Below are 23,469 nucleotides of genomic sequence, written 5' to 3'. Positions count from 1 at the left end.
CGATGCCTGGTTTTACGTGTGCAACCTGCGGTCAATATCATGAAGAATTGCCGTTGTGCTTCGGCGCCGAAGTTCCTCTGTATTACTACAGTGTTCCTGCGGAAGAACGAGAAGCGCGTGTTGAAATGTCAACGGACTGGTGCGTAGTCGACGAAGAGCACTTCTTTATCCGCGGGAGAATTGAGATTCCAATAATCGACTACCCTGAGAATTTTGTCTGGAACGTGTGGACCTCGCTTAGTGAAGAGAGTTTTATGCGGTCTCAGGAATTGTGGAATGACCCTCTACGCGTGCAGGAGAAGCCATATTTTGGCTGGTTACAAACTGAAATTCCTAGCTATGAGAACACTGTCAATTGTAAGACTTGGGTGCACACCCAGCCAGTAGGCACTATACCACAAGTAGAGGTTTTCGAGGAAAACCATCCTCTAACACTCGACCAGCGCAATGGTGTCACCCTGATGCAAGTGCAGAAAATTGTAGAATCACTTTTGCATGGTTAAGCAGTCACCCATTTTAAGTCTAACAACGCAGTTCTTGCTCAGCATCGCGCTATAATTTAGTTAGTTACCCTAATGCAAGTCACCACCGCTAGCCGCTTGGCTAATACCGGCGAATACTATTTCTCGCGTAAGCTGCGCGAGATAGCCGCCCTTAATGCCGCCGGCGTCAATATCATCAGCCTAGGTATCGGCAGCCCCGATTTGCCGCCGCACCCCGGTGTGGTGGCGGCCCTAGGTGCCACCGCGGCCCAGCCCAATGCCCACGGCTACCAGAGCTACCAAGGCACGCCGGCCCTGCGCCAAGCCATGGCCGCGTTCTACCAAAAAAGCTATGGCGTGGCCCTCGACCCCGCTACCGAAGTGCTGCCCCTGGCTGGCTCCAAAGAAGGCCTGATGCACATTGGTATGGCCTTTCTAGAAGCCGGCGACGCAGTGCTTATTCCTAACCCCGGCTACCCGACCTACCGGGCGGTGGCCGAAATCTGCGGGGCCGAGGTGCGCGAGTACGACCTAACGGCCGATACTGGTTGGCTGCCCGACCTAGACGCGCTGGCTAAGAGCGACCTAAGCCGCGTGAAGATGATGCTGGTCAACTATCCGCACATGCCCACCGGCACGGCGGCCAGCCCCGAGTTTCTGCAACAGCTGGTTGAGTTTGCGGCCGCGCATAGCATCATGCTGGTGCACGATAACCCGTACGGCTTCGTGCTGAATGAAACGCCGCCCACGAGCCTGCTCAGCATACCAGGCGCTAAGGAGGTAGCTCTAGAGCTGAACTCACTCAGCAAAAGCCATAACCTGGCCGGCTGGCGCGTGGGCATGCTGGTAGGACGCGCCGACTGGCTGACTGAGGTATTGCGCTTCAAAAGCAACATGGATTCGGGCATGTTCCTAGCTATTCAGCAAGCGGCCGTGGCGGCTCTGGGTCTCGGCGACGAGTGGTTTGCGGAGTTAAACGCTACCTACCGCGCCCGCCGTGAACTGGTAGTGGAACTGTTGCAGGCCCTAGGTTGCGCGCCAGCGCCTGGCCAGGTAGGCCTATTCATTTGGGCGGCCGTGCCACCGGGTTATGCCGATGGCTACGCTCTCAGCGACGCCGTGCTGGCCGAGGCGCGTGTGTTTCTCACGCCCGGCGGCATCTTCGGCAGCAATGGTGCGGGCTACATCCGGGCCAGTCTTTGCCAGCCCGAGAGCGTGCTGCGCGAGGCGCTGGAGCGGGTGAAAGCTGATATGCAATCCACTAATCATGCAGCACGTAGCGAAGCATCTCGCGTGGCGTAGTAATTAAAAATGCCTCTGAACGTCAGCACACAAGCTGTTTTGCTGCGCGCTGTATGACAGACTACTTGAAATATCCTCAACAATGACTATCACCATCATCGGCCTAGGTCTTATCGGCGGCTCGCTGGCGCTTAGCCTGCGGCAGCACGGCCTGGCCGACCGGCTTATTGGGGTAGAAAACCATGCTCCCTACGCCCGCCGGGCTCTAGAGCTAGGCTTGGTCGATGAAATTGAGACCGACCTAGGGACGGCCGTGGCGCCGGCTAGCCTCATCATCGTGGCCGTGCCCATGGATGCCATGCTCGCGGTGCTGCCCCAGGTGCTCGACCTCGTGACCGACCAGCAAACCGTTATCGACGTGGGCTCGACCAAAGGCAACCTACTGGCGGCCGTGGCAGACCACTCGCGCCGGAGCCGCTTTGTGGCGGTGCACCCCATGGCCGGCACCGAGTACTCAGGTCCCGATGCGGCCGTGCGCGGCTTGTTCGAAGGCAAGACGCTGGTAGTATGCGATGCCGAAGCCAGCAACCCCGCCGCTGTGGCTATGGTCGAAGCGCTGTTTCAGGCCTTGCCCATGCGGGTGCTGCACCTAGGCGCCGCCGACCACGACTTGCATACGGCCTACGTGTCGCACATTTCGCACCTCACGTCGTTTGCCTTGGCACTCACGGTATTGGAGAAAGAGCAGCGCGGCGAGCAGCGCATTTTTGACCTAGCTGGTGGGGGCTTTGCCTCCACGGTGCGGCTAGCCAAGAGCGCGCCGGCCACTTGGGTACCCATCTTCCGCCAAAACCGTGAAAACGTGCTCGACGTGCTCGACGAGCATTTGCACCAGTTGCAGAAGCTGCGCGAATTACTAGTACAGGAAGATTACGCCGCGCTGACCACCGAGCTAGAGCACGCCAACGCCATTCGCAAGATTATTCCCTGAAAGAAGAGAAAGCTGCCTAGCTGCTTTAGCGTGATACGCCACCTAGGGTAAATGCTTCTTTATCTACTAAGCCAACACTTTTAAACTACTTAATCAACCCAACACCCCATGTTCAACGACCTTTTCAATCGCAAGCCCGAAGACAAGCCCTTCCTCATTTCGGGCCCCTGCTCGGCCGAAACCGAAGAGCAAGTACTCGAAACCTGCCAGCGCCTCGCCGCCACCGGCAAAGTGCAAGCCCTGCGCGCTGGCATCTGGAAGCCCCGCACCAAGCCCGGCGGATTTGAAGGGGTAGGGGCCAAGGGCCTACCCTGGCTCAAGAAAGCCAGCGAACTCACCGGCCTGCCCGTGGCCGTGGAAGTGGCTACCGCCAAGCACGTAGAGGACTGCCTCGCCTTCGGTGTGGACCTCGTGTGGGTGGGCGCCCGCACCACCGGCAACCCGTTTTCGGTGCAGGAAATCGCCAACGCGCTGCGCGGTGTGGATATTCCGGTGCTGGTGAAGAACCCTATTCACCCCGAGCTAGAGCTGTGGGTGGGTGCTATCGAGCGTCTGCAAAAGGTTGGTCTGAAGCAGGTTGGCATGGTGCACCGCGGCTTTTCGAGCTATGGCAACACCGACTACCGCAATGCCCCCATGTGGCACCTGCCCATTGAGATGAAGCGCCGCATGCCCGACATGCCCATCCTCAACGACCCGAGCCACATCTGCGGTCGCCGCGATACGCTGTTCGCCGTGGCCCAGCAGGCGCTGGACCTCGACTTCGACGGTACCATGATTGAGAGCCACATCGACCCCGATAACGCGTGGAGCGATGCCAAGCAGCAAATCACGCCCGAGGTGCTGAAGCAGCTCATCACCGACCTCGTGTGGCGCCACGAAACCACCGATAAGGCCGAGTTTGTGAACGCCCTAGCCGGCCTGCGCGAGCAAATCAACAACCTCGACGCCGAGGTAATGCAGCTGTTGGGCCGCCGTATGGCCGTAGCCGAAAAAATCGGCCAATACAAGAAGGACAACGACATTACCATCCTGCAAACCGCCCGCCTCAACGAGATTTTAGAGCGCAGCAAGCGCCAAGGCGCACAAGTGGGCCTGACCGAAGAATTCGTGGAGCGCTACATGGAAGCAGTTCACCTAGAGTCGGTGCTGCGCCAAGAGAAAGTGATGAATAGCTAGAAATTCATCTCTTTTGAAAGTAAGGGGGGCTAGGTAGTGAAACTGTTTTTTCACTACCTAGCCCCCCCTTTTTTATCAATTCGTCCTCTAATAGCACTCTCGACTGTATTTTTCAGGATGAAAATAACTACCAGGTTTGCCGCTGCACTCGCGGCTTTTTTAGTGATTGGAAGTGCCCATGCCCAGCACTTGCCTAAAGCTCAGCATGAGTTGCTAGCTACGCCTGCTACCGTGGCCTGGGGTTATTACGACGCGGCCGCGCCGGCCGTGCTGCGCATCAAGTCAGGCGAAACGGTGCAGGTGCACACGCTCATCACATCGAGCCCTTCGCGGCTGGAAGGCGCGGGCGTGCCTGCGGCGCAGGTCGAGCAGTCGCTGCGTGACATTACTAATAAAGTGACCAACAAAGGGCCGGGCGGGCACATCTTGACGGGACCCATATATGTGGAAGGCGCCGAGCCAGGCGATGTGCTAGAGGTGCGCATCAAAGCCATCGAGCTAGCGATTCCCTACGCTTACAACGCCTTCGGCCCCAAGAGTGGCTTCATTCCCGAGGACTTTGGCTACGCCAAAATGCGCATCATTCCGCTCGATGCCAAGCGTATGGTGGCCAACTTTGCGCCCAATATTGAGGTGCCGCTACGGCCGTTTTTTGGGAGCATGGGCGTAGCACCGCCCACCACGATGGGCCGCGTCAACAGCGCGCCGCCCGGCATCTTTGGCGGCAACCTCGATAACAAGGACCTCGTGGTGGGCACCACGCTTTACCTGCCGGTGCACGCGCCAGGTGCGCTCTTTTTTGTGGGCGATGGGCACGCTGGGCAGGGTAATGGCGAGGTAGATATCACGGCACTGGAAACCTCGCTGGTGGGCAATCTAGAATTTATTGTGCACAAAGACATGCACTTGGAGATGCCTCGCGCCGAAACGCCGACCCAGTACATCAGCATGGGTCTCAATGAAGACATCACCCTCGCTTCCAAGCAGGCGCTGCGCGAAATGATAGACTTCCTGATGAAAAACAAAGGCCTCAGCAAAGACGACGCCTACATGCTGTGCAGCGTAGCCGGCGACCTCAACCTGACGCAGGTGGTAGATGGTACTCGCGGCGCTCATATGCTGCTGCCGAAAGGCATTTTTAAGAAGCAAAAAGCGAAGTAGTTACGCTTGTCCTGCAGCGCGCAACGAAGCATCTCGCTCGCACCGCTGTTTGCGCAGAGATTACTACATCACGCGAGATGCTTCGCTGCGCTCTGCATGACAAGCGTAGTTATTTTGAATTGCCCGCCAAAAATTTGCCGATATTATCATTCAAGAACTTCGCATCGGCGGGGTTGCTGGCGGCGCCGGCGGTGTGGCCCCACAACGACGGAATGGGCAGCAACTGCACGCCCGGAATGAAGGCGGCTTCGTAGCGCGCATCGCCTACTGGGAAGTACAAATCGGTTTCGGAAGGCATGTACAAGATGGGTACTTTGATGCTACCTAGGGCCTTCTTCAGGTCGCCGCCCATGCCGGGCGTGGTGCCCACGTCGTGGTGCTCCCAGGTGCGCATTTGGGCAATGAGGTCGTTGGCATCGGCCCCGGGGATGAAGTGCGTGCGGTAGTTATTCAGCACTTGCTCAAAGGTGGCGTTAGGCTTTTCGTCACTGCGCCACAGCTCTTTGCGCCACCACTCTTGCGAGAACAGCCAGCCGGTCCAGACGGTGGCGAAGGCTTCGAGGCCTTTGGTAGGCGGCGCGGTGTAGTCACCATTGTTGAAAGCGGCATCGGCGGTGAGGGCCGCAATCTGACCTTCAAGGCGCACTACGCCGTGCGGGTAGTTTTTGGCCGTGCCCGACGTAGCCACGATGCGGTCGGCAAACGTGGGGTAGCTCACGGCCCACTGAAACGCCTGCTGCGCACCCATCGAAAAACCAATTAGCGCCCGCAGGTGCGTTATTTTTAATTCCTTAGTCAGCAACTCGTGCACCGCCTGCACGTTATCGCGAATGGTCATGACCGGGAAGCGCGGCCCGTGAAACGGCTCTGGCGTATTGCTGGGCGATGACGACTTGCCGTTGCCAAACAGCTCAGTGGTGACCAGGAATAGTTTGGTCGTATCGAGGCATTTGCCGGGGCCAATGAGCCACTCGTAGCCGCGGTGACCAGCCATGTAGTGCGAGGGCAGCAGCACCGCGTTATCGCGCTTGGCATTGAGGTGGCCGTAGGTGCCGTAGCCCACCCGTGCCTGCGGCAGCACCGCGCCGCCCTCAGTTTTGAAGTTGGTAAGCGTGAAGAAGTGGTGCAGCACCTGGGCGGCCTTAGGCTGGGCTTGGGCGGCGCCCACAAGCAGCAGGAACAGTAGCGTAAAAAACTGGCGCATAGCAAGCTATTATGAGAAAAGATAAACGTAAAAGGCGGGCAACAGCGGCTCTAGGTAGATGTACTTACCCAGAGCCGCTGCTGACCGCCTTTTACGTTTTGCCGCCTGGTTGGCGGTACCTAGGCGCTAGATGTTAGCGCTAGCCAGGCCTTTTTCGAGGGCTGTAGGCTGCAAATCGGGAAAAGCAGTGCCTTCTACGCGGACTACAGTTACGTCAGTCATACCCAGGAAGCCAAGAACGGCTTTCAGGTAAGGAGCCACGAAGTCGTAGCCAGCCGTAGGGCCTTCCGAGTAGATGCCTCCACTCGACATGGCTACGTATACTTTCTTGCCTTTTACTAGGCCTTCGGGGCCGTCGGCAGTGTAGCGGAACGTAACGCCGGCGCGCGCAATGTGGTCAACCCACGCCTTGAGCGTCGAGGGAATGCCGAAGTTGTAGAGTGGTGCCCCAATCACGATAGTGTCGGCAGCCATAATCTCGGCAATGGCCTCGTCGGAGTGGCGTACGGCCTCTTGTTGCTCAGGCGTGCGGCTTTCGGCGGGCGTAAAGAAGGATTGCAGGTGAGCTTCCTCTACGTGAGGGAAAGGCTTGTTGGTTAGGTCGTGGACCTTCACGGTACTGCCAGGGTTAGTAGCTTGTAGCTTCTCTACTAGGCCGTTGCCGAGTTTGATGCTGTATGACTCGCCCTTGCGCGGGCTCGAGATGATATGCAGGATGTTCATAGGTTGGTAAAAGCCGCTGGTGCGGCAAGCAATAAGATATAAAAAGATATATTTTTATATCTTATGTGATTAGTGTTGAGTTTTTTAAGATAAGTCAGGCCGATAACTACCCTAGGCCAGTTATTGTTAGCGCTATTTCGCTTACCTTTTGGTAAGTCCTTCCCCTACAAGCGTTCCTTACTTCAAGGTCAGAATCTGCTTTAGCTCGGCCGGTGACACCGTGAGTAAGCCTACCTTGGGCAAGCGCTCGGTGAGCGTACGCCAGTTAGGCTCTTGCTGAAAAATAGGTTTAAGCAGTGCCAGTGCGGCGGGCACCTGCTGCTTGTTGGCCAGCGTGATGGCGTGCCAATACTTCATTTCCAGATTGCCAGGGAACATCTTCTCGGCCGCCTGATACTCTTTGATGGCGGTGGGCATGTCGTTTTTCTCCACAGCTAGGTCGCCAGCGTTCATATGGTCATAGGCGCGATGCAGCTTAAGCAAGCGGCGCAGCTCTACCAGCGGTTTGTCAGCATCATCCACGCGCAAGTCCACGAGGCGGTCGGCCCAGGGGCCTTCGGTGGTGGTGCCGCGCACCACGAGCAGCGCTGCCGACTGGCGCCCCCGAATGTCGCCGCCCGCCGCCTGGGCCGCGTCGAGGGCCGCCAGCACGCGCTCGGCGAGGGGTAGGGGAGCACTGGCTTCGTAGGCCTTGGCCATGGCGCCCCACACAGTAGCATTGAGCATCATATTAGCTTGCACCGAAAACTGCGTTCCTTGCTGATGACCGGCCATGTCCACGCATTTCTTACCAGTGTGAGTGGCCACGCGGCCCTGGTTGTCTAGGATAGCGACTTGGCGCACCTCGCGGGCGTCATCGGCGGCTAGTAGCTCGTCGAGCGCCTGCTGGGCCGACTTGCCGCTCTTTAGCAGCGCCAGCCCACGCAAACCAAACGACTTATTAGTGAATGATTGCGTAGCGACTACGCCCACGCCTGCTTCACCCCAACTCACGCTGGTGCCTACCGAAAACCAGTGGCTTTGTACAGCTACGGCCATTTCGCCGGTTTTAGGGTCGCGAGCCACGATGCTGAACGTGTGGGCCAGCGGGTCAGTAGCCGAGTAGATAGATTGGGCCACAGCCCCGCGGCCAAATAGGAGCAGGGTGCAGCAAGCAAGGAGTAGCTTGTGTAGCATGAACAATAAAAAAGAATAGGCAGCAGAAGCTAGGCCGGCGCTACGCGTCGGCTAGAAACCCGCCTGGATACTTCGCAGTGACTCTAGGCCGCCTTGGGTGCGTGGCTAGCCTTGCTCTGGTTTTTTAACGATGATTGCCGAATCATCAGGTCGCCGGCAATGACGCAGGTGCGGGGCACAAACTGCTCTTTCTGGGCCATTTGCTCTAGGAAAAGACTGGCGGCCTGCTGCCCAATACGGTAGGGGTGCAGGTCAACGGTCGTCAGGCCCGGCTCGATGAGGTTGGCTAGAAACTCGTCGCCAAAGCCAGCGATAGCCATGTCCTCCGGCACCCGCAAGCCGCGCTGCTTCAGGGCCAGTATCAAATCGAAGGCATTGGTATAGTTGATGGCAAAGATGCCGTCGGGGGGCTCGGGCATTGCCAGCCACGTTGCTAAGCACGCCTCGGCCGAGGACGGTCGAAAGTCGATGTGCACCTGCAACGCATCCTCCACGGGTAGGCCATGCTTGCGCAACGCACTGAGGTAGCCCGCCTGCCGCTGCCGGCTAATAAGCAGCGACGCCGGCCCCGCCAAAATGGCAATGCGCTTGCACCCCTGCTCAATCAGGTGCTCGGTCACGTTATAGGCACCTAGGCGGTCGTCAAGAATCACCTTAGCGCTATTCACCTCGTTGCACACCCTATCAAAATGAACCACCGGAATGCCCCGGCGAGCGGGGTCCTTGACATGGTCAAAGTTTTCGGTTTCGCGCGAGTGGCAAATCAGGAGCCCATCAACACGGCTAGCTATGAGGGCTTGCACGTTGCTGACCTCGGCCTGATAGGACTCCTTCGACTGGCAAATCATGACCCGGTAGCCGGCCTCCGTAGCTATTTGCTGAATACCGCTGACGGCGGTGGCAAAGAACGGCCGCTCTATGTCAGGAATAACGACCCCAATGGTAGAAGTGGCGCGGCTCTTAAGGCTCTGGGCCAATAGGTTAGGCTGGTAATCGAGCTGGCGGGCAGCTTCTAAGATAGCCTGGCGTGTGGTGGGGCTGATATCACTATGTCCGTTCAGCGCCCGCGACACGGTAGAAAGGGCTACACCTACCTGCTTGGCTACGTCGGCAATGGTGGCTTGGCGGCGTCGCCGTTCGGGTGCAGCCGGCTTTTCTTCCGTGAAATGGTACTCACAGCTTTTGCAGTAAAAGCGCTGGCGCCCGCGCACAAAGCCCGCTTTGAGCACGGCATCGGGCCGGCTGCATTTAACACAGTTAATCATTGGGCAGGGTGGGAAAAAGAGCTGGATAATCTAAAGAGTGGTATCGTATCTAAACAAGCACAAGCGAATGTACTGCGCGAAAAAATATTTTCAAGCTATCTGCCTATCGAAAACGTTTGCGAAAACGATACCGATAGTTTTTATTTAAAATTTGCTTGTAGCAGAGCTTTTTAGCTACACTAGTGAACTCGCACAGCCTGTACATTTGAGCTATGTTACGGTAATGCTATCTATAGTGAGTATTCACTCACCTGGAAAATAGGCTTGCTAGGATGGTTGAATAAATAGAATTATATAAAGAAGGCTTCTTATGTTGCACACCATGCGCTGGTTCGGGCCAAATGACCCGGTTTCGCTTTTCGACATTCGCCAGGCAGGCTGTGCGGGTGTGGTATCGGCGCTACACCAGTTGCCCGTGGGTGTCGAGTGGCCGGTGGCTGCTATTCGGGCGCGTCAGCAACTCATTGAAGCCGACAATGCCACGCATGCGCCTCTGCATTGGGCTGTGGTGGAGAGCCTACCCGTGCACGAAGACATTAAAAAAGGGCGTCCTAGCCGCGACCAGTACATCGCCAATTATCAGCAAAGCCTGCGCAACCTAGCAGCCTGTGGCATTCGCACGGTGTGCTACAATTTCATGCCGGTGCTCGACTGGTCGCGCACCAACCTGCACTACGAAATGCCCGATGGCAGCCGTGCGCTGCGCTTCGTGTGGCAGGACTTTGCCGTGTTCGACCTTTGCATCTTGAAGCGCCCCGGCGCGGAGGCCGATTACGAGCCCGCCGTAGCTGAAGCCGCTCGGGCACAATTTGCCGGCATGAGCGCCAAGGCAGTGGCCGAACTTACCAACACGACGCTGCTGGGCCTACCCGGTTCAGAAGAGGCATTTGAGTTGACCAGCTTTCAGGCCTACCTAGACGAGTATAAAGCCATTGATGCTGCCACGCTCACGGCCAACCTGCACTACTTCATCCAGCAAATAGCGCCGGTGGCTGAGGAAGTAGGTATTGGGCTCTGCATTCACCCCGACGACCCGCCCTTCCCGCTGCTGGGCTTGCCCCGCGTAGTGAGCACGGAAGCAGACCTAGAGAGCCTGCTCGCCGCCTGCGACGTGCGCGCCAACGGCATCACCTTCTGCACTGGCTCGCTAGGCGTGCGGCCCGACAACGACCTGCCCGGCATGATAGCGCGCTTTGGCTCGCGCATTCACTTTGTGCACCTGCGCACCACCAAGCGCGAGGAAAATCCACGCAACTTCCACGAAGCGGCTCACCTAGCCGGCGATGTGGATATGTATGCCGTGGTGCAAGCGCTGGTAACCGAGGAGCTCCGCCGAGAGGCAGCCGGCGAAGAAATGGTGGCCCTGCCCATGCGCCCCGACCACGGCCACCAGATGCTCGACGACCTCCACAAAAAGACTTACCCGGGCTACTCAGCCATCGGCCGCCTCAAGGGCCTGGCTGAGCTGCGCGGCCTCGAATACGGCGTGCGCCGCGCGCTAGCCGAAGCCAATACTACCATTAGCCAGCAGCTAGTAGCTGCTGGCTAATAACCCTATTTAGTTACTGATTGGCAGTTACTTGCTGTCGTTCAGCGTTATCTCGCTCTCTTTCCCACCCATTCCGCCATGTTGCTACGCAACGTGTTCTTACTTCTTCTTTTGACTGTGGCTGCTGTTGCCCCTGCTCGGGCCGACGACGGCTACCGGCTGTGGCTGAAGTATGACCGCATCGCCGACGCTGCGGCGCGGCAGCAGTACGCGCGTAGCGCGCAGTTTATAGCTAGCGCGGGCACCAGCCCCACGCTGCAAGCCGCCAGCGGCGAGCTACAGCGCGGTTTGAGCGGACTCCTAGGTCAAGCTGTGCCAGTGGTGGGCACGGCAGGTAGCCGCACGGGCGGCGTTGTGCTGCGTGTCGATAAGCAGGCCAGCGCCAACGGCCAGCCGCTCAAATCGGAAGGCTATCGTCTCTTTTCGGAAAAGAACAACCTCGTAATCACGGGTCGTACGGAGGTTGCCGTACTCTATGGCGCCTTTGCGCTGCTGCGGCAGGTGCAGACGCGCCAGTCGCTGGCTGGCGTAAATTTCAGCAGCAACCCGCGCATTGATTACCGTTTGCTCAACCACTGGGATAACCAGAACGGCACCATCGAGCGCGGCTACGCAGGCTCCAGCATCTGGCAGTGGTATCAATTGCCCGAGGGCCTCGCTCCGCGTTATACCGATTACGCTCGCGCCAATGCTTCGATTGGCATCAACGGTGTTGTTATCAACAATGTAAATGCCAGCGCGCGTTACCTCACGGCCGAGTACATCGGCAAGGTGGCCGCCCTGGCGGGCGTGCTGCGGCCCTATGGGCAGCGGGTGTATCTGTCGGTGTTTTGGGCAGCACCCAAAGTCCTAGGTGGCCTGCCCACCGCCGACCCGCTCGACCCGCAGGTAAAACAGTGGTGGGCCGCCAAGAGTGAGGAGCTGTACAAAGCCATTCCCGACTTCGGCGGCTTTCTGGTAAAAGCTAACTCGGAGGGCGAGCCCGGCCCGCAAGACTACAACCGCAACCACGCCGATGGCGCCAACATGCTGGCCCAGAGCCTAGGTCGTCACGACGGCGTAGTGATGTGGCGCGCCTTCGTGTACAAGGCCGGCAGCGGCGACCGCTTCAAGCAGGCTTACGAGGAGTTTCAGCCCCTCGATGGCAAGTTTGACCCTAAGGTGTTGGTGCAGGTCAAGAATGGTCCGATTGACTTTCAGGCCCGCGAGCCATTTAGCCCGCTGTTTGGGGCCATGCCCAAAACACCACTGGTGCTGGAAGTACAGCTCACGCAGGAGTACTTGGGCTTTGCCACGCATTTGGTGTACCTAGGGCCGCTCATCAAAGAAGTATTAGAAGCCGACACCTACGCTAAGGGCGCTGGCTCGACGGTGGCTAAGGTGGTAGATGGCACCGTGGACCAGCATGCACTAAGCGCCATCGCAGGTGTGGCCAATATCGGCAGCGACCGCAACTGGACCGGCCACCCAGTGGGCCAGGCCAACTGGTACGCCTTTGGTCGCCTAGCCTGGGACCATACGCTGAGTTCCGCAGCCATTGCCCAGGAGTGGACCAAGATGACGCTGACCACCGAGCCAGCCGCTGTGCGTACCCTCACCGACATGCTGGTGAAGTCGCGCAACATCTACGTGCGCTATACTACGCCGCTGGGCTTGCACCACATCATGGGCGAAAGTATTCACTTCGGTCCGCAGCCCTGGCTGGCCAAGGCGGGCCGGCCCGACTGGACGGCCGTGTACTACCACAAAGCTGATTCTATCGGCCTAGGGTTCGACCGCACTGCCACGGGCAGCAATGCGCTGGCGCTGTACAAGCCCGAGGTGCAAAAGCAGTGGGGCAACCCGCAAACCTGCCCGCTCGACTACCTGCTTTGGTTTCACCACGTGGGCTGGAACCAGCGCCTCAGCACCGGCCGCACGCTCTGGAACGAGCTAGCCACCCGCTACTACACCGGGGCTGACTCGGTGCTGTGGCTGCAAAAGCAGTGGGCCCAGGTGCGCCCCCAACTCGACCCCGCCCTGCACGCCGATGTGACGGCTCGCCTCCAAACCCAGCGCAAAGAAGCCCTGTGGTGGCGCGATGCCTGCGTGCTCTATTTCCAAACCTATGCGCGGCAGCCGCTGCCCGCGCCTTTGGCTCCTCCCACCCGCACCCTAGCCGAGGTCAAAGACCTTGTTAATCTCTACCAGCTCAGGTAATCTATTATTTAACAGTCTACTGCCAATTCAATCATGGCTACTTCTATCCTTACCTCCAACGGTCATTCGGCTACCAACGGGACCACACTGGCCATTGCCGACCCCGCCTCGCAGCCGGGGCTCCAAGTCTTTTCGCTGGCCGGGCAGGTGGCGCTCATCACAGGGGGCGGCACAGGCATTGGCTTCGAAATAGCCCGCTGCATGGTGGCGGCCGGGGCCACGGTCATTATTACGGGCCGCCGCGAAGCGGTGCTGCAAGAGTCAGTCGCCGAGCTGGGGGAAGGTGCGCATTTCGTGGTGAATGACGTGAGCGACCTAGGCGGCACCGATACGCTGATTGAGCAGATTGAAGCCGAATATGGCCCGCTCGATATCCTAGTCAACAATGCTGGCATCAACATGAAAAAGCCGGCACTAGAAGTAACCGACGAAGATTTCAGCCGCATCATTCACACTAATCTCAACGCCGTATTTGCGCTCACGCGTGCCGCGGCCCGGCGCATGGTGCCTCGCGGCAGCGGCACAATTATCATGATTTCGTCGATGGCTGCCTACTACGGCATCGACCGCGTGGTGGCCTACGCAGCATCCAAGTCGGCAGTGGAGGGTATGGTAAAGGTGCTGGCCTCGGAATTCTCCAAGCACGGCGTGCGCGTGAACGCCATCGCCCCCGGCTTTATCGAAACCGAGATGAGCCGTACGGCCATGAACTCGGACCCCGACCGCCGCGACCGCGCCATGCGCCGCACACCCATGGGCAAGTTTGGCAAGCCCGCCGACATCGGCCACGCGGCCGTGTTCTTGGCCTCCGATGCCGCCCGCTATATCACCGGCGCCTCACTGCCGGTTGATGGCGGTAATTCTATTGGCTTCTAACGCCTTTCGCTACCGCCCTCATCAGGGCTACTCTGCTTCAGTTCTCACTTTTTATTTTTCAAACTTCCCACCCATGCATACACCCATACCTTCGTTTCGGCGGCTTAATAGTGCGAAATGGTCGCGGCTGGTGCCGCTAATCTTACTAGGTGGCAGCCTTACCCCGCTGCTGCCCCAAGTGGCCTACGCCCAAGTGGCGGGTGCCCACACGGTAAGCGGTAAAATCACCTCTGCCAACGGCGAAGGCATCCCAGGGGTAACGATAGTGGTGAAAGGCACCACGACCGGCACCACCACCGATGTAGATGGCAAATACACCATCAGCGTACCCAGCGACAATAGCGTGCTCGTGCTTAGCTCTGTCGGCTACGCGAAGCAGGAAGTGCCGGTGGGCAACCGCACCAGCATAACCCAGAGCCTAGAGGCCGAAAACCAAGCTCTGGAAGAAGTGAAGGTAATCGGCTACGGCACGCAGCGGGCCGAGGCGGTAACGGGCTCAGTGGCTTCCATCAAAGGAGATGCCTTGCGCGAAGTGCCGGTGGCCAATATTGGGCAGGCCCTGCAGGGCCGCCTGCCAGGCGTGCAGATTTCTCAGAGCTCTTCCCAGCCCGGAGCCAGCCCGCAAATCCGCATCCGCGGAACGCGCTCGCTGACGGCTAGCAACGACCCCCTGGTAGTGCTGGACGGTATTCCCTTCCCGGGCTCCATTGGGGACATCAACCCCAATGACATTGCTTCGATTGATATCCTGAAGGATGCCTCGGCCACGGCCATCTACGGCTCGCGCGGGGCCAACGGCGTGGTGCTGGTAACCACTAAAGGGGGAAGCAAAGGGCAGAAGCCGCAAGTGACGTACAGCGGCTTTGTAGGCGTGAAAACCTTGTTTGCCAAATACCCCATGATGAACGGGCCCGAGTTCGTGGCGCTTCGCAAAGCAGCGGGTATCTATACCAATGGCGTAGATGAGGCCAATGATGTAGATGTCGATTGGCAGGATTTGCTGTACCGGACCGGTATTCAAAACAACCAAAACGTAGGCCTGAGCGGCGGTACAGAAACTGGACGTTACAACTTCAACGCTGGCTACTATAAGGAGCAAGGCGTAATCCCGACCCAGCAGTACACCCGTTTTTCCATCCGCGGCACGTTGGACCAGAGTGTTGGCAAATACGTCCGGTTAGGCTTCACGACCAATAATACCTATAGCTTGTCGGAAGGCAGCAACATAGGGATATACGGTCCCTTGAGTTCTTCACCAATCGCCAACCCGTACAACGCCGACGGTTCGCTGAAAAGAACCATCAAAATGCCGTTGGATGAAAACTGGGTTACTACCCGCGGCGTGGTGGAGGCCAACCGGGACACATGGCTAAGCCAAACTAGAAGCTTGGCTACCTACAATGCCATCTTCGGTGAGTTGAAGATACCGGGCGTAGAAGGACTGAAATACCGCATCAACCTAGGTGTAAACTACCGGCAGAGCCAGGGCGGCAGCTATACGGGGCAGGGTATCAACGCGGTCACCCCAACTACTCCTTCCACGGCTTCCGTCAGCAATTCGGTCACGACGGACTACACCGTCGAAAACATTCTGTCCTACGACCGCACCTTTGGCGGGAAGCATAATATTAATGCGCTAGCCTTGTATTCTGCCTCCAGCAATATATTCAATCGCTCGCAGGTCAATGGCCGGGATATTCCTTCCGATGCCTTCCAATTCTATAACATAGGGTTGGCCGCTGGTCAAATCACGGTAAACCCCGGCGACCAGCAGTATTCTAAATTCGGCCTGCTGTCCTACATGGGGCGGGTGATGTACTCTTACGACGACCGGTACTTGCTGTCCGCTACGGTTCGTACGGACGGCTCGTCTCGCCTTGCCGAAGGCCACAAATGGAATGCGTACCCGGCCGTATCAGCTGGCTGGAACGTAGCCAAAGAAGGGTTCATGCAGGGAGTTGAGGCCATAAACATGCTAAAGCTGCGGGCTGGCTACGGCATAACGTCTAACCAATCCGTTAACCCTTATTCTACCCTGGGTCTTCTGAGCACCCGGCCCTACAACTTCGGCCCTACCGACTACCAGACGGGCCTGTATGTGACCCAGTTGCCTAACCCTGCCCTAGGTTGGGAATACTCCAGAACGTGGAACTACGCGGTAGACTTCTCGCTTCTGAAAAACCGTCTCTCCGGTACCGTAGAGTACTACGTTACCAACACCCGAGACCTGCTGCTCGGGTTAGGACTGCCTTCTACCTCGGGTGTGGGCAGCTACACGGCCAATATTGGCTCCACTCAAAATAAAGGCATAGAGCTTTCTTTGAATGGAGTGATTTTGGACAATGTCAATGGCTGGACTTGGGAAGCGGGCGTCAACCTATATGCCAACCGCAACAAGATTACGTCGTTGGCAGGCGCCCAGCAGCGCGACGAAGCAAACTGGTGGTTTGTGGGCCAACCCATCAACGTAGTATTTGACTACGAAAGAACGGGCCTGTGGCAGCAAGGCGACCAGTACCTGAACATTCTGGAGCCCGGCGGAAACCCCGGCATGATTAAGGTGAAATACACCGGCACGTACAACGCAGATGGTAGCCCCACCCGCGCCATTGGTTCCGCCGACCGTCAGATTCTAGATGTGAACCCCAACTTCCTAGGTGGTTTCAACACTCGGTTGGCGTACAAAGGCTTCGACCTGTCCGTCGTGGGCGTCTTCCAAAACGGCGGCCTCCTCAACAGCACTATCTATGGCTCGGGTGGCTACCTCAACATGCTAAGCGGCCGCCGTGGCAACGTAAAAGTTGATTACTGGACGCCGGACAATACCGGAGCTAAATACCCCAAGCCCGGCGGGCTGACGAGTGGCGACAACCCCAAGTATGCCTCTACGCTAGGCTACTTCGATGCTTCTTACCTCAAGGTGCGCACCATTTCGCTGGGTTATAACTTCCAGAGCAGCGCGTGGATGCAGAAGGCCGGCATCAGCCGCCTACGCCTGTACGTGACGGCGCAGAACCCTTTTGTGTTTTTCTCGCCTTACAAAAAGGAGTCGGGTATGGACCCGGAAACCAACTCGAATGGCAACGAAAACGCGGCCGTGCCTCTTGACTTCAACCTCCGCCGCATCCTGACGCTGGGCACCAACGCCCCAGCCACCCGCACCTTCCTCGGCGGTCTGGACCTCACTTTCTAAGCAGCGCTAAAAATGAAACGTTTTAAATTACAATTCTTAATTAGCACCGCCGCCCTCTCCCTGTCTGCGGCCGGGTGCAAGGACCTGCTGAATGAGCAGCCTAGGAGTATTTACGAGCCGGGCTTCTTCCAAACGGAAAGAGGCGTGCAAGGAGGATTGACCGCGATGTACGCGCACTTGCGCGACATTTACGGCCAAGCCTACTACTACAACTCTACCCTGACGGGCACCGATGAAGTAACCTACGGCCGGGATGCCGACGAAAACTTCCTGGCCATGGACCTCTCCGGCCGGGCGCAACTCACCGCCAATAACAGCCGGGCGGATGCCCTGTGGGGCGCGGCTTTTCCGAATATCAACACGGCTAATGGCGTTATTAAAAATGCCAGTGCAGTAGGCACCATTTCGGCCGCTCTGGTAGCCGAGGCACGGTTTTTCCGCGCCTTCGACTACTTCATGCTGGTGCAGACGTTTGGCGGGGTCCCGCTGGATTTGGGCTCGGGCGAGCTGGAATTCAACATCAATCCGGTTCGGACCTCTACCCGCAACACGGTGCCCGAGGTGTATACCAAGGCTATTTTCCCCGACTTGCTGCAAGCTATAAACGACTTGCCGGCGAACCCGCGGGTAATAGGAGGGGCCACCAAAACGCTGGCCCGCCTTTACCTGGCCAAAGCCTACCTGACCTACGCCTGGTGGCTGGAAAACCCGAACAATATTCCAACCTACCCAGCGGCTCAGCGCACTGACCCGGCCGGCCGCACCGCCCAGTACTACTACCAGCAGGCCTACGACGTGGCCACGGCTGGCATCGACAGCCCCGGCCCGTTCCGCCTGCAGAACACGTACTACGATGTGAACCTCGGTACGAACGACCGCAATGCTGAGATACTGCTATTTGCGGACCACACCGAATCCAGCGAACTCTACAATGGCGGCAGCCTCACCTTTGGTAGCGGCGGTGCCCCCGACAACTTTGCCGGCTGGATGCTGACCTGGAACTATCCCAACATCCGAAGCGCTAGCAGTTCTAACGGCTCGGGCCCGGTATCGTCGGTGCAGCGGGAAGCCGTGCAGCCGCTAGGCCGCCCCTGGACGCGCATGGCCCCGACCATTGGTGCCATCCAGAACACTTTTGCCGACAAGACGAACGACTCTCGCTTCGACGGCACCTTTACCACGACGTATCGTGGCAACTGGCCCAAAGCCGGCGTTACGGCCCAGACCCTGTACAACGCCAACAACCTGCCGGTTGCCCCCGGCGATGCAATTCTGACCTTCCTAGGCTCAGAGCCTGCTACCGCTATTACCTATCCCAGCGGCCCCGGCGCTAGCAATATTGGTGCGGGTGTGCTGCCCAACCGGGCCGATTACGTCGTTTCTCCGCTTGGCATCAGCCGTATTGTGTACCCGGGCCTTTGGAAGCTTGGCCCTTACCGCACCGACAATGGCACGGGCCTAGGCCAGCCGAATGCCGGTAGCACGCGCCCTTTCAACATTGCCAAGTTTTCGGAGCTGTACTTCGTAGCAGCCGAAGCCGCTGTGAAAGGCGCTACTACCAAAGCCGGGCAGACTGCTAAGGATTTGATAAATGTCATTCGGGCCCGTGCCGGCAAGTGGCGTTTCGACAACAATGGCAACGTAGTTAAATCGCAGGATAACAGCGCGGCAATGGTAGCGGCTACGCCGGCCACTATTGACATCAACTACATCCTGGCCGAGCGCTCGCGCGAGTACTTTGGCGAAGGCTACCGCTGGTTTGACTTAGTACGCACGCAGAAATGGAATGAGCTGGCTGGTACCTACCGCATCGGGGGCACTAACTATGGCGACCATACCCCGACCACTGTTACGCGCACTATTCAGCCGTATCACTACCTGCGTCCTATCCCGCAGTTCCAGCTCGACCGCCTGGACGTAGATGCCAGTGTGAAAGCTGCTTACCAGAACCCTAATTACCAATAAGCTGGTGAAAGAACTGGCTATCAAAAAGGCTGGCTCTGAATAAGAAAATAAGCCCCGATTTCGCCTCGAAATCGGGGCTTATTTATGAAGGGGTACTGTATTGAGTGGCTTTGGTTTATAAAAACATGATTCTCAACGGGAAATTACTAGGCCTCTTTGGCGCCTCACTTGGCTTACTGGTTACCTCCACCGCCCAGGCTACCGTGCGCCTGCCGCGCCTCGTGAGCGACGGCATGGTGCTGCAGCGCGATATGCCCCTGCGCGTGTGGGGCTGGGCCGCGCCGGGCGAAAAGGTGGCCGTGAGCTTTCAGGGCAAGACGTACAGCGCCACCACCAGCCCCAAGGGCGAGTGGCAGGTGCAGCTACCCGCCCAAAAGGCCGGCGGCCCTTACGAGCTGAAAATCGACGCCAGCAACCACCTAGTAGTAAAAGACGTGCTGGTAGGCGACGTGTGGCTATGCTCGGGCCAGTCGAACATGGAGACGCCCATGAGCCGCGTGCGTGATAAGTACCCGCAGGAAGTAGCGCAGGCCAACAACCCGCGCATCCGGCAGTTTGAGGTGCCGCTAACGTACGCCTTTACCAGCCCCAAGACTGACCTCACCGGCGGCAAATGGGTAAGCACTACCCCCGAAAGCGTGCTCAAGTTTTCGGCCGTGGGCTACTTCTTTGCTAAGGAGCTGCAAGCGAAGTACAACGTGCCGGTGGGCATCATAAAGGACGCGGTGGGCGGCTCGCCGGCCGAGGCCTGGCTGAGCGCTGATGCCCTGAAGCAGTTTCCGAAGTACGAACAGCAAGTAGCGCCCTACCGCGACAGCGCCTTCGTGGCCGGTACCCGGCAGCGCGAAGGTGCGGCCGTGGCCGACTGGTACAAGCGTCTGCACCAAACCGACCAGGGCGAGCAGCCCGGCCAGCCCAAGTGGAGCGCCGCTACCTACGACGCCACTGGTTGGGCCACTATGGCCGTGCCCGGCTACTGGGCCACCCAAACGCCCCTAGGTATGGTAAACGGCGTAGTATGGTTTAAGAAGGAGGTAGACGTGCCGGCCGCGATGGTAGGCCAGCCCGCGCGCCTGGAGCTGGGTACGCTGGTCGATGCCGATTCGACGTACATCAACGGGCAGCTGGTGGGCACCACCGGCTACCAGTACCCGCCCCGCAAGTATGATTTTGCACCAGGCATCCTGAAAGCTGGGAAGAACATCATCACGGTGCGCCTCATCAGCAACGGTGGGCGCGGCGGCTTCACCATGGGCAAGGAGTACCGCTTGGTGTCGGGTGGCCAAACCATCGACCTAAAAGGCAACTGGCAGTACAAGCTGGGCGCTACCATGCCGCCCACGCCGGGCACTACCACCTTCCAGTACCAGCCGGGCGGGCTCTATAATGGCATGATAGCGCCGGTGCGGCCCTACGCCGTGAAAGGGGTGCTCTGGTACCAAGGCGAAAGCAACGCTGGCCGCCCCGACGACTACCAGGCCCTGCTCACCGGCCTCATCCAAGACTGGCGCAAGCAGTTGCAGCAGCCCAACCTGCCGTTCATCTACGCGCAGCTGCCCAACTTCCAGGCTGTGCGCAAAGAGCCGAGCGAAAGCGGCTGGGCGGCCGTGCGCGATGCCCAGCGCCGTACCCTAGCCGTTCCCCATACCGGCATGGCCGTGCTGCTTGACGTAGGCGAGTGGAACGACATTCACCCCCTCGACAAGCAGACCGTGGGCCACCGCTTAGCCCTGGCCGCCGAGAAAGTGGCGTACGGCGACAACAAGGTGGTGGCCGCTGGCCCGCTCTTCCAATCGGCTAAAGCCGCTGGTAATAAGGTCACGCTCACCTTCGCCGACCCTGGCAGCAGCTTGGTAGCTAAGGGCAATGGGCCGCTCACAGGCTTCGCCGTAGCTGGGGCCGACAAGAAGTTCGTGTGGGCGCAAGCCCGCATCGAAGGCGACAAAGTAGTGGTGTGGAGTGACCAAGTGGCCCAGCCCACCGCTGTGCGCTACGCCTGGGCCGACAATCCCGAAAACGCCGCGCTCTACAATAAAGCTGGCTTGCCCGCTTCAACCTTCCAGACCGATGCGCTCTAAGCTCCTGCACCTGCTACCCGGCCTGGCGCTGCTAGCCCTAGGGCACCTAGCCCACGGCCAGGCGATACCGCTGTTTCGCGACCCCAAGCAGCCGCTGAACGCCCGCGTCAACGACCTCATCAAGCAATTGTCGCTGGAGGAAAAGGCGCAGCAAATGCTTGACCAGAGCCCGGCCATTCCGCACCTAGGTATCCCGGCCTACAGCTGGTGGAACGAAGCGCTGCACGGCGTGGGCCGCTCGGCGCCGGCCACGGTGTTTCCGCAGGCCATCGGCCTCGGAGCTACGTTTGACGACGACCTGGCGCTGCGCGAAGCCACTGCCATTTCGGACGAGGCGCGGGCTGTGTACAACGCCGCCATCGCCAAAAACCACTACGTGAAGTACGGCGGCCTCACGTTCTGGACGCCCAACATCAATATCTTCCGCGACCCGCGGTGGGGCCGCGGCCAGGAAACATACGGCGAAGACCCGACCCTGACGAGCCGTCTAGGGGTGGCCTTTGTTAAAGGGTTACAGGGCAACGACCCTAGGTACCTGAAAGTGGCGGCCTGCGCCAAGCACTATGCCGTGCACAGCGGCCCCGAGCGCCTGCGCCACGAGTTTAACGCCGAGGCCTCGGCCCAGGATTTACGCGAAACTTATCTGCCCGCTTTTAAAGCGCTAGTGAAAGAGGGTAACGTGGAAGCCGTGATGTGCGCCTACAACAGCACCAACGGCGAGCCTTGCTGCGGTAATGAATTTTTGCTCAGCCAAGTGCTGCGCAAAGAATGGGGCTTCCGAGGACACGTAGTGAGCGACTGCGGCGCACTCGATGACCTGTACCAGGGCCACAAAACGGTGAAGACTAAGACCGAAGCCGCCGCGCTTGCCCTCTCGCGCGGCGTGGATTTGAACTGCGGTGACACCTATACCAAGCTGCCCGAGGCCGTGAAGCAGGGGTTGCTCAAAGAAAGCCAGGTCGATAGCGCGCTCGCCATTTTGCTGCGCACGCGCTTCAAGCTAGGTCTTTTCGACGGGCAAAATGCCACGCCCTACGATAAGCTCGGGCCGGAAGTAGTGAACAGTGCCGCCCATCGCGCCCTGGCCAAAGAAGTAGCCCTCAAGTCGATGGTGCTGCTCAAGAACAACGGCGTGCTGCCTCTACGCCCCGACCTCGGCAAGTACTTCGTGACTGGCCCCAACGCGACTAGCGTGGAGGCGCTGCTCGGCAATTACTACGGCGTAAACGGCCAGATGAGCACCATCTTGGAAGGCCTAGTGGGCGCCGTGCAGCCCGGCTCGCAGATTGAGTACAAGCAAGGTGCGTTACTCGACCGGCCCAACATCAACCCCATCGACTGGACTACCGGCGAAGCCAAGCAAACCGATGCCATTTTGGTAGTTCTAGGTATCACGGGTGTGCTGGAGGGCGAAGAAGGCGAATCTATCGCCTCGGCCCACGCCGGCGACCGACTCGACTACAACCTGCCCCAAAACCAAATCGACTTCCTGCGCAAGCTGCGCCAGGGCAGCAAGACGCCCATTGTGGCCATCGTGACCGGCGGCAGCCCCATGAACCTGAGCGAAGTGCACGAGCTAGCCGACGCCGTACTGCTGACCTGGTACCCCGGCGAGGAAGGCGGCAACGCCGTAGCCGACCTCGTGTTTGGCAAGGTCTCACCCTCGGGCCGCCTGCCGGTTACCTTTCCTAAGAGCCTCGCTCAGCTGCCCGCCTACGAAGCCTACGGCATGAAGGGCCGCACCTACCGCTACCTAGAGGCCGAGCCGATGTACCCCTTCGGCTTTGGCCTAGGGTATGGTAAGTTTACCTACTCTGGTGCTAAGCTTTCGACAATTAAAGCAGCTAAAAATAAGCCGGTTGAGTTGACGGCCACGGTAACAAATACCGGCGCTATGGCCAGCGAAGAAGTGGTACAGCTCTACCTCACGCACCCGCAAAAAGCCGGCGCGCAAACGCCGCTTTTCGCCCTCAAAAGCTACCAGCGCGTGCGCCTCGCGCCAGGCGCCAGCCAGACGGTCAAATTCACGCTCACGCCCGACATGCTGGCGCAGGTAAATGCTCAGGGCCAGGCGGTAGCGCCCAGCGGCCCGGTTACGGTGTGGGTGGGTGGCTCGCTACCCTCGGCCCGCAGCCTGGCCCTAGGGGCCGCCAAGCCAGCATCAGCAGTATTAACTATCAAGTAGT

The 23,469-nt window shown here is 58.8% G+C and carries 16 protein-coding genes; 12 read left to right on the top strand and 4 right to left on the bottom strand.

Annotated elements, in window-relative coordinates:
• The first annotated feature begins 2 nt into the window (after positions 1 to 2).
• From FNT36_RS23220 to FNT36_RS23205, 5 genes are all read left to right on the top strand, one after another.
• Positions 3 to 503, top strand: a complete 501-nt coding sequence (locus FNT36_RS23220) for a DUF2199 domain-containing protein (RefSeq protein WP_144852765.1) — start codon at positions 3 to 5, stop codon at positions 501 to 503.
• A gap of 72 nt (positions 504 to 575) precedes the next feature.
• Positions 576 to 1,784 carry a pyridoxal phosphate-dependent aminotransferase gene (locus FNT36_RS23215; protein ID WP_144852763.1) on the top strand — a complete coding sequence of 403 codons (1,209 nt, stop codon included), beginning with the start codon at positions 576 to 578 and terminating at the stop codon, positions 1,782 to 1,784.
• A gap of 82 nt (positions 1,785 to 1,866) precedes the next feature.
• Positions 1,867 to 2,715: a prephenate dehydrogenase gene (locus tag FNT36_RS25725; protein WP_233636173.1), complete on the top strand. Its 849-nt coding sequence runs from the start codon at positions 1,867 to 1,869 to the stop codon at positions 2,713 to 2,715.
• 108 nt (positions 2,716 to 2,823) lie between these two features.
• Positions 2,824 to 3,894, top strand: coding sequence for a chorismate mutase (locus tag FNT36_RS25720; protein ID WP_233636172.1), 1,071 nt, complete (start codon positions 2,824 to 2,826; stop codon positions 3,892 to 3,894).
• 189 nt (positions 3,895 to 4,083) lie between these two features.
• Positions 4,084 to 5,055: an acetamidase/formamidase family protein gene (locus FNT36_RS23205; protein ID WP_233636171.1), complete on the top strand. Its 972-nt coding sequence runs from the start codon at positions 4,084 to 4,086 to the stop codon at positions 5,053 to 5,055.
• 109 nt (positions 5,056 to 5,164) lie between these two features.
• Here FNT36_RS23205 and FNT36_RS23200 read toward each other — a convergent pair whose 3' ends face one another.
• The 4 genes from FNT36_RS23200 to FNT36_RS23185 form a co-directional block, all read right to left on the bottom strand.
• A complete protein-coding gene (locus tag FNT36_RS23200; protein ID WP_144852759.1) occupies positions 5,165 to 6,259 on the bottom strand; it encodes an alpha/beta fold hydrolase in 1,095 nt (364 codons plus the stop codon).
• A gap of 126 nt (positions 6,260 to 6,385) precedes the next feature.
• Positions 6,386 to 6,982, bottom strand: coding sequence for an FMN-dependent NADH-azoreductase (locus tag FNT36_RS23195; protein WP_144852757.1), 597 nt, complete (start codon positions 6,980 to 6,982; stop codon positions 6,386 to 6,388).
• Between the two features lie 177 nt (positions 6,983 to 7,159).
• Positions 7,160 to 8,158, bottom strand: coding sequence for a DUF1028 domain-containing protein (locus FNT36_RS23190; RefSeq protein ID WP_144852756.1), 999 nt, complete (start codon positions 8,156 to 8,158; stop codon positions 7,160 to 7,162).
• Positions 8,159 to 8,241: 83 nt separating this feature from the next.
• A complete protein-coding gene (locus tag FNT36_RS23185) occupies positions 8,242 to 9,423 on the bottom strand; it encodes a LacI family DNA-binding transcriptional regulator (protein ID WP_144852754.1) in 1,182 nt (393 codons plus the stop codon).
• A gap of 310 nt (positions 9,424 to 9,733) precedes the next feature.
• Between FNT36_RS23185 and uxuA the strand changes: the two genes are divergently transcribed.
• The 7 genes from uxuA to FNT36_RS23150 all read left to right on the top strand — a co-directional run bounded on the left by uxuA (position 9,734) and on the right by FNT36_RS23150 (position 23,468).
• Positions 9,734 to 10,972 carry a mannonate dehydratase gene (uxuA, locus tag FNT36_RS23180; RefSeq protein ID WP_144852752.1) on the top strand — a complete coding sequence of 413 codons (1,239 nt, stop codon included), beginning with the start codon at positions 9,734 to 9,736 and terminating at the stop codon, positions 10,970 to 10,972.
• A gap of 78 nt (positions 10,973 to 11,050) precedes the next feature.
• On the top strand, positions 11,051 to 13,171 hold the full coding sequence (locus FNT36_RS23175; protein ID WP_144852750.1) for an alpha-glucuronidase family glycosyl hydrolase: 2,121 nt from the start codon (positions 11,051 to 11,053) through the stop codon (positions 13,169 to 13,171).
• A 33-nt stretch (positions 13,172 to 13,204) separates the two neighbouring features.
• Positions 13,205 to 14,047: an SDR family NAD(P)-dependent oxidoreductase gene (locus FNT36_RS23170; protein WP_144852748.1), complete on the top strand. Its 843-nt coding sequence runs from the start codon at positions 13,205 to 13,207 to the stop codon at positions 14,045 to 14,047.
• A gap of 73 nt (positions 14,048 to 14,120) precedes the next feature.
• Positions 14,121 to 17,240 (top strand): SusC/RagA family TonB-linked outer membrane protein, encoded by a 3,120-nt coding sequence (locus FNT36_RS23165; RefSeq protein WP_144852746.1) that lies wholly within the window; start codon positions 14,121 to 14,123, stop codon positions 17,238 to 17,240.
• A 12-nt stretch (positions 17,241 to 17,252) separates the two neighbouring features.
• Positions 17,253 to 19,205: a RagB/SusD family nutrient uptake outer membrane protein gene (locus FNT36_RS23160; protein ID WP_144852744.1), complete on the top strand. Its 1,953-nt coding sequence runs from the start codon at positions 17,253 to 17,255 to the stop codon at positions 19,203 to 19,205.
• Positions 19,206 to 19,330: 125 nt separating this feature from the next.
• Positions 19,331 to 21,283, top strand: coding sequence for a sialate O-acetylesterase (locus FNT36_RS23155; RefSeq protein WP_144852742.1), 1,953 nt, complete (start codon positions 19,331 to 19,333; stop codon positions 21,281 to 21,283).
• Positions 21,273 to 23,468, top strand: coding sequence for a glycoside hydrolase family 3 N-terminal domain-containing protein (locus FNT36_RS23150; RefSeq protein WP_144852740.1), 2,196 nt, complete (start codon positions 21,273 to 21,275; stop codon positions 23,466 to 23,468). The genes FNT36_RS23155 and FNT36_RS23150 overlap by 11 nt, the downstream gene beginning before the upstream one ends.
• Position 23,469: the final 1 nt, after the last annotated feature.

Source organism: Hymenobacter setariae, from assembly GCF_007713685.1.
Classification (GTDB): Bacteria; Bacteroidota; Bacteroidia; order Cytophagales; family Hymenobacteraceae; genus Hymenobacter; species Hymenobacter setariae.
This window is presented reverse-complemented; position numbering and strand designations above follow the sequence as displayed.

Bases quoted from the DNA above. Each gene is read 5' to 3' on its own strand.
- FNT36_RS23220 (WP_144852765.1), top strand. From the start codon at position 3: ATGCCTGGTTTTACGTGTGCAACCTGCGGTCAATATCATGAAGAATTG.
- FNT36_RS23215 (WP_144852763.1), top strand. From the start codon at position 576: ATGCAAGTCACCACCGCTAGCCGCTTGGCTAATACCGGCGAATACTAT.
- FNT36_RS25725 (WP_233636173.1), top strand. From the start codon at position 1,867: ATGACTATCACCATCATCGGCCTAGGTCTTATCGGCGGCTCGCTGGCG.
- FNT36_RS25720 (WP_233636172.1), top strand. From the start codon at position 2,824: ATGTTCAACGACCTTTTCAATCGCAAGCCCGAAGACAAGCCCTTCCTC.
- FNT36_RS23200 (WP_144852759.1), bottom strand. From the start codon at position 6,259: ATGCGCCAGTTTTTTACGCTACTGTTCCTGCTGCTTGTGGGCGCCGCC.
- FNT36_RS23195 (WP_144852757.1), bottom strand. From the start codon at position 6,982: ATGAACATCCTGCATATCATCTCGAGCCCGCGCAAGGGCGAGTCATAC.
- FNT36_RS23190 (WP_144852756.1), bottom strand. From the start codon at position 8,158: ATGCTACACAAGCTACTCCTTGCTTGCTGCACCCTGCTCCTATTTGGC.
- FNT36_RS23185 (WP_144852754.1), bottom strand. From the start codon at position 9,423: ATGATTAACTGTGTTAAATGCAGCCGGCCCGATGCCGTGCTCAAAGCG.
- uxuA (WP_144852752.1), top strand. From the start codon at position 9,734: ATGTTGCACACCATGCGCTGGTTCGGGCCAAATGACCCGGTTTCGCTT.
- FNT36_RS23175 (WP_144852750.1), top strand. From the start codon at position 11,051: ATGTTGCTACGCAACGTGTTCTTACTTCTTCTTTTGACTGTGGCTGCT.
- FNT36_RS23170 (WP_144852748.1), top strand. From the start codon at position 13,205: ATGGCTACTTCTATCCTTACCTCCAACGGTCATTCGGCTACCAACGGG.
- FNT36_RS23165 (WP_144852746.1), top strand. From the start codon at position 14,121: ATGCATACACCCATACCTTCGTTTCGGCGGCTTAATAGTGCGAAATGG.
- FNT36_RS23160 (WP_144852744.1), top strand. From the start codon at position 17,253: ATGAAACGTTTTAAATTACAATTCTTAATTAGCACCGCCGCCCTCTCC.
- FNT36_RS23155 (WP_144852742.1), top strand. From the start codon at position 19,331: ATGATTCTCAACGGGAAATTACTAGGCCTCTTTGGCGCCTCACTTGGC.
- FNT36_RS23150 (WP_144852740.1), top strand. From the start codon at position 21,273: ATGCGCTCTAAGCTCCTGCACCTGCTACCCGGCCTGGCGCTGCTAGCC.